The 12,063-nt window shown below is 72.8% G+C and carries 13 protein-coding genes; 10 read left to right on the top strand and 3 right to left on the bottom strand.

What is annotated here, in order from left to right; genetic code table 11:
• Positions 1 to 260 precede the first annotated feature (260 nt).
• The gene (locus ABD324_RS33735; protein WP_344426714.1) at positions 261 to 2,033 is read left to right on the top strand and encodes an acetyl/propionyl/methylcrotonyl-CoA carboxylase subunit alpha; all 1,773 of its coding nucleotides are present in this window, start codon (positions 261 to 263) and stop codon (positions 2,031 to 2,033) included.
• A gap of 286 nt (positions 2,034 to 2,319) precedes the next feature.
• Positions 2,320 to 2,829 carry a hypothetical protein gene (locus tag ABD324_RS33740; protein ID WP_344426717.1) on the top strand — a complete coding sequence of 170 codons (510 nt, stop codon included), beginning with the start codon at positions 2,320 to 2,322 and terminating at the stop codon, positions 2,827 to 2,829.
• A 62-nt stretch (positions 2,830 to 2,891) separates the two neighbouring features.
• Here ABD324_RS33740 and ABD324_RS33745 read toward each other — a convergent pair whose 3' ends face one another.
• Entirely contained in the window at positions 2,892 to 3,236 is a 345-nt protein-coding gene (locus tag ABD324_RS33745) for a hypothetical protein (RefSeq protein ID WP_344426719.1), read from the bottom strand.
• Positions 3,237 to 3,610: 374 nt separating this feature from the next.
• Here ABD324_RS33745 and ABD324_RS33750 point away from each other — a divergent pair, with 374 nt between their 5' ends.
• From ABD324_RS33750 to ABD324_RS33770, 5 genes are read left to right on the top strand one after another with little or no spacing between them, the layout of a single operon-like run.
• Positions 3,611 to 5,233, top strand: a complete 1,623-nt coding sequence (locus tag ABD324_RS33750; RefSeq protein ID WP_344426721.1) for an FAD-dependent oxidoreductase — start codon at positions 3,611 to 3,613, stop codon at positions 5,231 to 5,233.
• Positions 5,233 to 5,568, top strand: a complete 336-nt coding sequence (locus ABD324_RS33755) for a 4Fe-4S binding protein (RefSeq protein ID WP_344426724.1) — start codon at positions 5,233 to 5,235, stop codon at positions 5,566 to 5,568. Before ABD324_RS33750 ends, ABD324_RS33755 begins: the two co-directional genes overlap by 1 nt.
• A 25-nt stretch (positions 5,569 to 5,593) precedes the next feature.
• Entirely contained in the window at positions 5,594 to 6,613 is a 1,020-nt protein-coding gene (locus ABD324_RS33760) for an ABC transporter substrate-binding protein (protein WP_344426727.1), read from the top strand.
• Between the two features lie 11 nt (positions 6,614 to 6,624).
• Positions 6,625 to 7,476, top strand: a complete 852-nt coding sequence (locus ABD324_RS33765; protein ID WP_344426730.1) for an ABC transporter permease — start codon at positions 6,625 to 6,627, stop codon at positions 7,474 to 7,476.
• Positions 7,473 to 8,198, top strand: a complete 726-nt coding sequence (locus tag ABD324_RS33770) for an ABC transporter ATP-binding protein (RefSeq protein ID WP_344426733.1) — start codon at positions 7,473 to 7,475, stop codon at positions 8,196 to 8,198. The genes ABD324_RS33765 and ABD324_RS33770 overlap by 4 nt, the downstream gene beginning before the upstream one ends.
• A 2-nt stretch (positions 8,199 to 8,200) precedes the next feature.
• On the opposite strand, the gene ABD324_RS33775 is transcribed toward ABD324_RS33770, so the two are convergent.
• Complete coding sequence (locus ABD324_RS33775) at positions 8,201 to 8,458, bottom strand: hypothetical protein (protein ID WP_344426736.1); 258 nt, start codon at positions 8,456 to 8,458, stop codon at positions 8,201 to 8,203.
• Complete coding sequence (locus tag ABD324_RS33780) at positions 8,458 to 9,861, bottom strand: NAD(P)H-quinone dehydrogenase (protein ID WP_344426739.1); 1,404 nt, start codon at positions 9,859 to 9,861, stop codon at positions 8,458 to 8,460. Before ABD324_RS33780 ends, ABD324_RS33775 begins: the two co-directional genes overlap by 1 nt.
• A 143-nt stretch (positions 9,862 to 10,004) precedes the next feature.
• Here ABD324_RS33780 and ABD324_RS33785 point away from each other — a divergent pair, with 143 nt between their 5' ends.
• The 3 genes from ABD324_RS33785 to ABD324_RS33795 form a co-directional block, all read left to right on the top strand.
• Positions 10,005 to 10,454: a gamma-glutamylcyclotransferase family protein gene (locus ABD324_RS33785; protein ID WP_344426742.1), complete on the top strand. Its 450-nt coding sequence runs from the start codon at positions 10,005 to 10,007 to the stop codon at positions 10,452 to 10,454.
• Between the two features lie 138 nt (positions 10,455 to 10,592).
• Positions 10,593 to 11,198 (top strand): hypothetical protein, encoded by a 606-nt coding sequence (locus ABD324_RS33790; protein ID WP_344426746.1) that lies wholly within the window; start codon positions 10,593 to 10,595, stop codon positions 11,196 to 11,198.
• Between the two features lie 83 nt (positions 11,199 to 11,281).
• Positions 11,282 to 12,063: alpha/beta fold hydrolase (locus tag ABD324_RS33795; protein WP_344426748.1), on the top strand; the 782-nt coding region annotated here is incomplete at its 3' end.

Below are 12,063 nucleotides of genomic sequence, written 5' to 3' on the forward strand. Positions count from 1 at the left end.
GTGCCGTCCGCACGGGCCCACCACCGTCGGCCCCGCCTACCGAGATGTGTGTTTCGGCCTACCGACGATGCCGACTCGCGGGGTGGGGAGGGGTGGTGACAGTCAGCCGTGACCGGATGATGACGGAGGCCACAGCTCTCGCCGGGTGGTGTTCGGCCTTCGAACTCCTAGACTCCCCGGTAATCAGCGCGCCGGAGCGACGTATGCCTGGCGCCGCAGAGTTCTCGCCTCCGGCGAGGCGGACCACGAGGAGACCGAAGGTGCCAGCACTGCGCAAAGTTCTCGTCGCCAACCGCGGAGAGATCGCCGTACGGGTGATCCGGGCCGCCAAGGACGCGGGCCTGCACAGTGTCGCCGTCTACGCGGAGCCGGACCGGGACGCGCTGTTCGTCCGGCTGGCCGACGAGGCGTTCGCCCTGGGCGGGAACACCGCCGCGGAGTCGTACCTGAACTTCGACAAGGTGATCGACGCCGCGAAGCAGGCGGGGGCGGACGGCATCCACCCCGGCTACGGCTTCCTGTCCGAGAACGCGGACTTCGCCCAGGCCGTGATCGACGCCGGCATCACCTGGATCGGCCCGTCGCCGCAGTCCATCCGCGACCTCGGCGACAAGGTCACCGCCCGGCACATCGCCACCCGGGCGGGTGCCCCGCTCGTCCCCGGCACGAACGACCCGGTGTCGGGCGCGGACGAGGTGATCGCCTTCGCCAAGGAGCACGGGCTGCCCGTCGCGATCAAGGCGGCGTTCGGTGGTGGCGGCCGCGGGATGAAGGTCGCCCGCGAGGAGAAGGACATCGCCGAGCTGTACGAGTCGGCGGTCCGCGAGGCCACGGCGGCGTTCGGCCGCGGCGAGTGCTTCGTCGAGCGCTACCTGGACAAGCCGCGCCACGTCGAGACCCAGATCCTGGCCGACCAGCACGGCAACGTGATCGTCGTCGGCACCCGGGACTGCTCGCTGCAGCGCCGCTTCCAGAAGCTCGTCGAGGAGGCCCCCGCGCCGTTCCTCACCGAGGCCCAGACCAAGACCCTGTACGACGCGTCGAAGGCGATCGTGAAGGAGGCCGGCTACTACGGCGCCGGCACCGTCGAGTTCCTCGTCGGGCAGGACGGCCTGATCACGTTCCTCGAGGTCAACACCCGGCTGCAGGTCGAGCACCCGGTCTCCGAGGAGACCTCCGGGCTCGACCTGGTGCGCGAGATGTTCCGCATCGCCGAGGGCCAGGAGCTCAACGTCCTCGAGGACCCCACCCCGCGCGGGCACTCCATCGAGTTCCGGATCAACGGCGAGGACGCGGGCCGCGGCTTCCTGCCCGCCCCCGGCACCGTCGAGACGATCGCGTACCCGTCCGGCCCGGGCGTCCGGGTCGACGCCGGTGTCGAGGCCGGCTCGGTCATCGGCGGCCAGTTCGACTCGCTGCTGGCCAAGCTGATCGTCACCGGCTCGGACCGCGCGCAGGCGATCGAGCGCTCGCGCCGCGCGCTGGCGGAGTTCCAGGTCGGCGGCATGGCGACGGTGCTGGAGTTCCACCGCCTCGTGGTCGAGGACCCGGCCTTCACCTCCCCCACCGAGGAGGGCTTCACCGTCCACACCCGCTGGATCGAGACGGAGTGGGACAACACCGTCCCCCCGTTCACCGGCGGTGCCGAGGCGGACGAGGAGTCCGCGCCGCGGCAGAACGTCGTGGTCGAGGTCGGCGGCAAGCGCCTCGAGGTCTCGCTGCCCGGCGACATCTCGTTCGGCGGCGGGGGCGGCGGCCAGGCCGCCAAGGCGAAGCCGCGCAAGCGCACCGGTGGCGACGGGGGCGCGAAGGTCTCCGGCGACGCGGTGACCGCCCCGATGCAGGGCACGATCATCAAGGTCGCGGTCGAGGAGGGCGCCACCGTCTCCGCGGGCGACCTGATCGTGGTCCTCGAGGCCATGAAGATGGAGAACCCGGTCACCGCGCACAAGGACGGCACCGTGACCGGCCTCTCCGCCGAGGCCGGCTCCACCATCACGCAGAACACGGTGATCTGCGAGATCAAGGACTGACACCGGCAACACCTGTGGAAAAGGGCCCGGCGTGATCGACGCCGGGCCCTTTCACATTTCGTTGACCTGGTAGGGCACGTCGGGTTGAATCGCCGGTGCCAGGTTCGACCGTCCAAGGCCGCGCCGTGCTGCACAAGTGCATAGCGACCCGAGACGCACCCGTGTGTCCACATCCACGGGGCCCGGTCCTTCCGCCACGCGGCAGAAGACCGCGCCGCGGATCCGTCCGACACGAGCACCGCTCGTCGCGGACACGTCCTCGACCACTCGAGCACCAGGATCCGTCATGCCCCCCGAATCCCCGTCCGCCCCGGCGTGCCCGGCCCCGACACAGGCCCTGTACGTCACGACCCACGTCCACACCGACGGGCCGATCCCCGGCCCGCACTCCCTGCTCACCCTGGCCTCGGCGGCGCACCGCGCCGACGGGACCCCGATCGGGACGTTCACCGTGAACCTGCGGGAGCTCCCCGGCGCCACCCTGCACCCGGCTTCCCTGCGGGACTGGCGCACCCGGGCCGAGGACTGGCTCTCCACCCGGAGATCCTCACGTCCCCCGGCCCTCGCGACGATCGCGTACGCCCGCTGGGTGGCCCAGCTGCCCGGGGCGGCCGTGTTCGTCGCGGATCCCGAGGCACCGGACCACCTGTTCGTGTTCTGGTACCTGCAGCGCTTTGCCGGTGAGTGGCCGTTCGCGCGGAGTGTCTCCGCCGCGACCGTCCCCCACCGGGTCACGACGGCCGCGGACGTCTGCGTCCTCGCCACCTGCCGGACGGTGCTCGCGCACACCGGCTAAACACGCCCGGAGAGCCCCGGTGGTCACCGCCCACCGGGGCTCTCCCGCGTCAGCCCCGATCCCTACCGGCCGGGACGCACCTCGGGCCGCCCGATCACCGCGCCGGCCACACCGGCCAGCACGGTCAGCCCGGCGATCAGGAGGGCGACGAGCCCGAGCCCGCTGATCGCGAGCCCGACGCCCGCGGACACCACGCCGATCGCCAGGCCGGCGCGCGGCACGGCGGACCCGGCCATCCGGCGGGTGACGATCCGGGCGGCGCCGGCGGTGAACAGCAGGGCGAGGATCGCGGCCATCCCCGGGAACGAGGGGACGACGGCGAGCAGGAGGTTGTCGGCGAGCTGGCCGGCGGCGCCGGCGACGAGCACCGGGACGACCGGGACGCTGGTGCGCACGGGAGTGGTCATGCGTCCAGGGTCGACCCGCGCCCGACACCACGGATCGGGGATGACCCGGAGGCCACCCTGAGCCGCACCGCCCGAGACGTCCGGACATTCCCGCCAGAAATGGATTGGCGTTCGGACAATTGTCGGGCCCGGTCGAGTGAGCCGAAGCACAGCAATTGACCGACATCATCAGCATTGACAAAGACCGGGCCGTCTTGCACCGTGAAAGCGTGCCGACCGTCCCCCTCGTAGCGCGCCGCTACGTCGATCTCATGGTCCTGCACGGTTCCCTCTGTCGTTGATCTCTTCGTGATCCGCTGAGCCCACCCGCCCCGGGACGACGATTCCCGCTCCCGGCGCGGCCATTCGTCGTGCCCTCCGAGGGGATTTCTGTCATGTCCGAAATGCTTGTCGATGCCGACGTCCTCGTCCTGGGCGGTGGACCCGCCGGCTGCTGGGCCGCCCTCTCCGCAGCCGAGGCCGGCGCCCGGGTCGTCCTCGCCGACAAGGGCTACTGCGGGACGAGCGGTGCGGCGGCGTCCGCCGGACACGGCGTCTGGTACGTGCCGCCGGATCCCGCGATGCGCGAGGAGGCGATGGCCAGCCGTGAGGCCCTCGGGGGCCATCTCGCCGACCGGACCTGGTCGTCGCGTGTGATCGACACCGCGTACCGGCAGGTCAACCGGCTCGGCGAGTGGGGCTACCCGTTCCCCGCGGACGAGCCGGCCCGCAAGGTCGGCAAGGACGGGCACGTCAACTACGGGCGGGGCCTGCAGGGCCCGGCGTACATGCGGCTGATGCGCCGCCGCGTGACCAGCGCCCGGGTCCGGATCCTGGACCACAGCCCGGCGCTGGAACTGCTGACCGACGGGGCCGGCCAGGTGTCCGGCGCCCGCGGCGTCCGGCGGCAGAAGGGCGGCAGCTGGGAGGTCCGGGCGAAGGCCGTCGTCCTCGCGACCGGCGGCTGCACGTTCCTGTCCGGCGGGCTCGGCTGCAACGTCCTCACCGGGGAGGGCAGCCTGATGGCGGCCGAGGTCGGCGCGCACTTCTCCGGCATGGAGTTCTCCAGCGCGTACGCGATCGCACCCGCGTTCAGCGCGGTCACCAAGACCGCGTACTACCAGTACGCGACCTTCACCCACGAGGACGGCTCGATCGTCGAGGGGGCCGGCTGGCACAGCCGCTCGCCCATCGCCCGGGCGCTCGACGAGGGCCCGGTCTACGCCGTGCTCGACCAGGCCCCGGCCGAGATCCACGACCGGCTGCGCAGGGGCCAGCCCAACTTCTTCGCCCCGTTCGACCGGCGCGGGATCGACCCGTTCACCCAGCGGTTCCCGGTCACGCTGCGGTCCGAGGCGACCATGCGCGGCACCGGCGGCCTGCACGTCGCGGACGACGAGTGCCGCACGGACGTGACGGGCCTGTTCGCGGCCGGCGACGTCGCCACCCGCGAGCTCATCTGCGGCGGGTTCACCGGCGGGGCCAGCCACAACGGCGCGTGGGCCGTCTCGTCGGGCACCATCGCCGGCGCCGGGGCGGCGCGCCACGCGCTCACCCGCACCGGTGCGCTCGGCCCGGTCTCCGGCCCGTCCGGTCGCCGCTCCGTGTTCGGGTCCGCGGCCCCGGGCGCCGGGTCGCTGCAGTGGCGGGAGGTCGCGACGGCCGTCCAGGACGAGGTCCTGCCCTACCGGAAGAACTACTTCCGTGCCGGCGCGCAGCTGCGGGAGTCCCTCGCCACGCTGGACCGGACGTGGCGGGCGGTCGGCGAGGACCTGCGCTGGACCCCCGAGGACGTCGTGCACGCCCGCGAGGCCGCCGGGATGACCGCCGTCGCGCGGTGGATGTACACCTCCGCACTGTCACGGGAGGAGTCGCGGGGCATGCACAAGCGCCTCGACGCCGCCGGGCAGGACGTCCGGTACCGGCACCGCCTCCTCGTCGGTGGCCTCGACGAGCTGTGGACGGCGCCGGACCCGGTGGCACCGGTCACCGGGGTCGACACGACGGCCGCCGCCTGATGATCGAGGTCGTCAGCGCCGAGCGCTGCATCGAGTGCGACATCTGCATCAAGGTGTGCCCCACCAACGTCTTCGACCGCGGACCCGACGGCGTGCCGGTGATCGCCCGCCAGGCCGACTGCCAGACCTGTCTGATGTGCGAGGCGTACTGCCCGGAGGAGGCGCTGTTCGTCTCCGCCTCGGTCGAGCCCGAGCCGGAGGGCTCCCCGTACCGGGACGAGACCTTCCTCGTCGGGAAGGACCTGCTCGGCGCCTACCGCCGCGCGATCGGCTGGGACACCCGGCCTCCCCGGCACAGACAGGCCGTTCCCCCCGCGCCGACCCCGGCGCCCTGACCGCCACCACCACGAGGACGCCCCGATGACGCCCCCACGCCCCGTCCGCACCGCCCGACGCCCGCTCGCCCTGACGGCGCTCGCCGCCGCGTTCGCCCTCGCCCTCGCCGCCTGCGGGGGTGGCACGACCTCGGCGGGCAACGGATCCGGCGGGGGCGGCTACACGGTGCGGATCGGCATCGTCACCAAGGTCGCGCCCGACGGGCTGCTCGGGTGGGCGGACAAGCAGGGGATCCTGCGCAAGGACCTGGCCGCCGCCGGCGTCACCGACGTCGAGCTGTCGACCTTCGCCACCGGTCCCACCCTCAACAGCGCGTTGACCAGCGGCTCGGTCGACATCGCCTCCCAGGGCGACACGCCCGCGCTCACCCTGCGGTCCAACGGGTTCGCCAGCAAGCTCGTCGCGATCAGCGGGATCAACGCCGACTACTACCTGATCGGCCGCAAGGGTGGCGCCACCACGCTGGCCGGCCTCGCGGGGAAGAAGGTCGCCGCCGCACCGGGCACCGCGCCGGAGCAGTACCTGATCGGGCTGCTCAAGGAGGAGAACCTCACCGGCACGATCCCGATCAGCAGCCTGCAGACCAACGACGCCGCCACCGCCGTGCGCGCCGGGTCGATCGACGCCTTCGTCGCGAGCGGGCCGATGGCCGGGCAGCTCGTGGAGCAGGGGTTCCCGGTGATCGACAAGGCCAGCGACCACACCGACCTCTACACGAGCTCGGTCCACGTCGCGTCCCAGAAGTTCCTCGACGCCCATCCGCAGTTCGCCGCCGCCTGGGCGACCGTCCTCGCCGACACCGTGAAGAGCATCAAGGCGGACCCGGACGGATTCTGGGCCTTCAATGCCCAGGTGGACCAGGTCGACCAGAACGTCGCGAAGATCGCCTTCCCGCTGAGCTCGCTGCCCGACGAGGCGTTCAGCACCACCGGGGTGGCCCAGCTGTCCCACTCCTACGACTTCCTCGTGGAGCAGAAGGTGATCACGCAGCCGTTCGACGTCAAGGGCTGGCTGGCCACCCCCGCCCCGGCCGCGGCCGGCTGAGAGGACCGACCATGACCCTCGACTACCGGGCCGAGCCCACCACGGCCGCACCGCCGGTCGTGGACGTCCCACCGGTCGCCGCCCGCACGCGGCGGCGGTTCCGTGTCCCGCGTCCGGTCCGGCGGCTCGCCGGGCCCGTGCTCGTGCTCGCCGCCTGGGCGCTGGTCTGCGCCACCGGCCTGGTCGGCCCGCAGGTACTGCCGGCCCCCTGGTCCGTACTCGGGGCGGGCTGGGACCTGGCGGTCTCCGGCAAGCTGTGGTTCCACCTCTCCGCCTCGCTGGAACGGGTGGGGCTCGGCCTGGTCCTCGGCGTCGTGCTCGGCACCGCCCTCGCGGTGGCCTCCGGGTTCGCCCGGGTCGGCGAGGACCTGATCGACTCCACGGTGCAGCTGTTCAAGTCGGTGCCGCACGTCGCGCTCGTCCCGCTGCTCATCGTGTGGTTCGGCATCAACCAGGAACCGCGCATCATCCTGATCACGGCGGGCGTGTTCGTGCCCGTCTACATCAACACCTTCTCCGCCATCCGCGGCGTCGACCGCGACCTCGTCGAGGCCGCGAAGGCGTTCGGCGCGACCCGCCGCATGCTCGTCACGCAGGTCGTCCTGCCGGGTGCGCTGCCCGGGTTCCTGGTCGGCCTGCGGTTCGCGCTGGCGGCGGCGTGGCTCAGCCTCGTCTTCGCCGAGACGATCAACACCAACCAGGGCCTCGGCTACCTGATGTCGCTGGCCCAGACCCTGCTGCAGACCGACGTCATGATGTTCACGATCCTCACCTACGCCGTGATCGGCCTGCTCAGCTACGCCCTGGTGAAGGGCCTGGAGCACCGGCTGCTCCGCTGGCGCAACGGATACGAGGGAGCATGAGCGCCGTCGAGGCGGCCCCCGCCGTCCAGGTCCGGGGCCTGCGCCGCGCCTACGGGGAGCGGGTCGTCCTGCAGGACGTCTCGCTGGACATCCGCACCGGCGAGGTCGTCGCGATGCTGGGCCGCAGCGGCGTCGGCAAGAGCACGTTCCTGCGCGTCCTCGGCGGGTTCGACCCGGACGCCGAGGGCCAGGTCGTCGTCCCCGACAACCGGGCCATCGTGTTCCAGTCGCCCCGGCTGCTGCCGTGGCTGAAGGTGCTGCCCAACGTCGTCTTCGGCATGACCGATCCGGACCGCAGGGAGCGGGGCCGCCGCGCGCTCGCCGAGGTCGGGCTGCTCGACCACGCCGGGGCCTGGCCGAACACGCTCTCGGGCGGCGAGGCGCAGCGCACGGCCCTGGCCAGGGCCCTGGTCCGGGAACCGGACCTGCTGCTGCTCGACGAGCCGTTCGGCGCGCTCGACGCCCTCACCCGGATGACGATGCACCGGCTGGTGGGCGAGCTGCTTCGCGTCCACCGCCCGGCCACGCTGCTCGTGACCCACGACGTGGACGAGGCCATCGCCCTCGGCGACCGGGTGGTCGTGATCGACTCCGGCCGGATCGCCGTCGACGTGTCCGTCGACCTGCCCCGGCCGCGGCGGCGCGAGACCGCGGAGGTCGCCGCCCTGCGCCGGCGGCTGCTGCGCGAGCTGGGCGTCGACGACGCCGAGCTCGACGGCTGAGGTCAGCAGTACGGGCAGTCGCAGGGCTCGCCGCGCTCGCTGCCGTAGGCCGTCAGGGTCGTGGGCACCGGGGCGTCGACGGGATCGGAGCCGCGCTCCCACCCCTCCGGCCAGTCCTCGAGGTCGGAGTCGAACCGGCCGTCGACCAGCACGGTGTAGAGCGGATGGTCCGGGAAGGCGTTGACCCGCACGACCCACCACCGCCCGTCGAGGCGGCAGGCGTACGGGAACTCACCGTTCCCGGTGGGCTGCCACTGCATCAGTCCAGGTCGCTGTGCTGCATGAGCTGCCGCCCGGCCTCGGTGATCGAGCCCGAGAGCGACGGATAGACCGAGAACGTGTGCGCCAGGTCGTCGACGCCCAGCCCGTTCTGCACGGCCATCGCGATGGGCAGGATCAGCTCACTCGCCACCGGCGCCACCACGACCCCGCCGATCACCACGCCCGTCGCCGGCCGGCAGAAGAGCTTGACGAAGCCGCGCCGCAGCCCGCGCATCTTCGCCCGCGGGTTCGTGGCCAGCGGCAGCATCACGGTCCGGGCCGGGACCTCGCCGGAGTCGATCGCGTTCTGGCTGATCCCGACGGTCGCGATCTCCGGCCGGGTGAAGACGTTCGAGGCCACGGTCCGCAGCCGGATGGGCGCCACGCCCTCGCCCAGCGCGTGCCACATCGCGATGCGGCCCTGCATGGACCCGACGGAGGCGAGCATCAGCAGGCCGGTGCAGTCCCCCGCCGCGTAGATGCCCGGGACGGACGTGCGCGACACCCGGTCGACCGGGATGAACCCGCCGCGGTCGACCTCGATGCCGATCTTCTCCAGCCCGAGGTCCGCGGTGTTGGGCACCGAGCCAACGGTCATCAGGGCGTGCGAGCCGCGCACGACCTGACCGTCCGCCAGCGTCACGACGACGCCGTCGCCGTCCCGCACGACGCTCTCGGCCCGGGCCTTCGGCAGGATCCGGACGCCGCGCTCGGCGAAGACGTCCTCCAGGACCGCCGCCGCATCGGCGTCCTCGTGGGGCAGGACCCGGTCCCGGCTGGAGACGAGCGTGACCTCGCACCCGAGCTCGACGTACGCGGAGACGAACTCGGCCCCGGTCACCCCCGACCCGACGACGATCAGGTGCTCGGGCAGCGACGGCAGGTCGTAGAGCTGGCGCCAGGTGAGGATCCGCTCGCCGTCCGGGCGGGCCGAGTCCAGCACGCGCGGGGTGGCGCCGGTGGCGATCAGGACGACGTCCGCGGGCAGCTTCTCCACGGTGCCGTCGGCGTGCCGGGCCTCGACGGTGTGCGGCTGGCGGCCGCTCGTCTCGTCGAGGAAGCTCGCGGAGCCCTGGATGATCCGGACGCCCTCGCCCTCCACCCGGTCCCGGATGTCCGCGGACTGGGCCAGCGCGAGGCCCTTCACCCGGCCGTTGACCTTCGGCAGGTCCACACCCTCGGTGTCGCGGTCGAGCAGCACGCCCAGGTCCTCGGCGCGGTGCAGGTCCACGCGCACGGCGGCGGAGGAGATGAAGGTCTTCGACGGCACGCAGTCGTGGATGACGCAGGCGCCGCCCATGCCGTCCCGCTCCACCACGGTCACGTCGCTGCCGTGCTGGGCGGCCACGAGGGCGGCCTCGTAACCCGCCGGGCCCCCGCCCATGATCACGATCCGGGTCACGGTGCTCCACGTCCTTCGCTCGTTCCCACCGGGACGAACGCCGACAACGCCGCTGCCGGGACCGCCCGTCGTCCGGCCACACCGTACGCGTGTCCTCCTGTCCCCGGCGGACCCGGCCCGGGGGCCACGGCTACCCTGTCCCCGTGCCGCTCTACGCCGCGTATGGGTCGAACATGGACCCGGCCCAGATGAAGCAGCGCGCCCCGCACTCGCCGATGGCGGGCACGGGGTGGCTGATGGGATGGCGGCTGACCTTCGGCGGTGAGGACTACGCCTGGGAGGGCGCCCTCTCCACCGTGGTCGAGGAGCCGGCGTCGCAGGTCTTCGTCGTGCTCTACGACGTCCCGGACCACGACGCCGCCCAGCTCGACCGCTGGGAGGGCGGGGAGCTGGGGATGCACAAGAAGCTCCGGCTGCGGGTCCAGACCCTCGAGGGCAGCGCCCTGGCCTGGATCTACGTCCTCAACGCCTACGAGGGCGGCGCCCCCAGCGCCCGCTACCTCGGCGTCCTCGCCGACGCAGCGGAACTGGCGGGCGCCCCGGACGACTACGTCACCGACCTCCGCAACCGCCCCAGCCAGAAATCGGTCTAGGGCGAGACCCCGCGAGTCGGCACTTTCGGTAGGCCGAAACACACGCTGACGACGCCGAGTTGTCCACACCCGACCCTGGTTGTCCACAGGTGGACGGAAAGCCCACGGGAACGGCGTTGCGTCGCGGACGCTGATCCGATGCTTCCCTGGGAACTCGGAGTCGCCGGTGCGTGCCGCCGCTCCGTCCTCGTCGATGCCGTCGGCGAGCACTCCGTTCGCTCCGCCGTCCGCTCGCGGGCCGCGCTCAGCCCCTGGCCCGGTGTCCTCGTCGACGCCGGCCGCGCCACGGATCCGTGGACCTCGGTCACCGCGGCCTGGCTGCTCGTGGGTGAGGACTCCGTCGTCGCCGGGCCGACCGCTGCTCACCTCCTCGGGTGCGCCGCGGCACCCCTCACCCCGGTGCATCTCGCGGTGACCTACGAGACCCGACGGCGGAGCAGGCCGGGCCTGTTCGTCCACAACGGACTCGCCCTCGCCGACGACACCGTGCCGGTGAACGGGTTGCCGCTGCTCAGGCTCGAACGTGTGGTGTGCGACGTGCTCTGCACGGTCGCCCCGGGCGAGGCCCTCGTGATCGCCGATCAGGCGCTGGCCTCGGTCGTCCGCGTCACGAAGGACGAGCTGCGCTCCCACGTCCTCGAGCGCGACCTCGCCCAGGCGTTCCGCAGGCGAGGCGTCGATCTCTCCCGTCGCGTCGTCAACGGTCTGCGCCCGCGCCGGCACCGGGACCCCCGCAGCGCGTGAGCGTCACATTCGACCTCCCGAAAGTGCCGACTCGCGGGGGTGGGGCGGTACACTGCGAACAACGTTCACAGTAGGAGGTCGTCATGGAGGTTCGGGCCGAGGGGCGGGTGGTGCCGATCAGCACCACCGGGTCGGGTCCGGGGCTGGTGCTGGTACACGGCGGCGGGGTCGGGCTGGTCGACTACCGGCGGACCATCGCGAGCCTGGCGCAGCGGTTCACGGTGCACGCCTACAGCCGCTACACCGAGCCGCCCGGCGAGTACGACCTCGACGCGGACGTCGCGCTGCTCCGCAGCGTGCTGGAGGCGACCGGGGCGCGGCGGGCGCTCGGGCACAGCGTCGGCGGGTTCCTCCTGCTGCACGCCGCGGCGCAGGGCCTGCCGCTCGACCGGCTCGCGGTGTACGACGCGGCCGTCGGCATCGACGGCAGCTTCCCGAGCTGGTACGTCGAGCCCTTCGCCGAGGCCGTGGCCGCGGGCGACATGCCGCTGGCGGTCGCCGTCGTCGGGAAGGGGTTGCGGCACACGGGACCGGCGCTGCCGATCCCGGTCGGGAAGGTCGTGGGGCGGCTGTTCCTGCGCACGCCGATCGGCAAGCGGATGGCCGAGCGGTTCCCGACGGTCGTCGGCGAGGCCCGGGCCGCGGTCGCACACGACGGCCCGGCCTCGGCCTACGCGTCCATCGACGCGGAGGTGCTGCTCGCCTACGGCGGCGCCGGCCCGAAGCACTACGGCGTGAGCGCGGACGCGCTGGCCGCGGCCCTGCCGCACGCGCGGGCGCTGGCGATGCCCCGGGCGCGGCACGACTGGCTCAACCGGGCCGGCGCCGGGTTCATGGCACCGATCGAGGAGTTCCTCGCCGGCTG

This window comes from Pseudonocardia ailaonensis, from assembly GCF_039531635.1.
In the GTDB taxonomy this organism is placed as follows: domain Bacteria; phylum Actinomycetota; class Actinomycetes; order Mycobacteriales; family Pseudonocardiaceae; genus Pseudonocardia; species Pseudonocardia ailaonensis.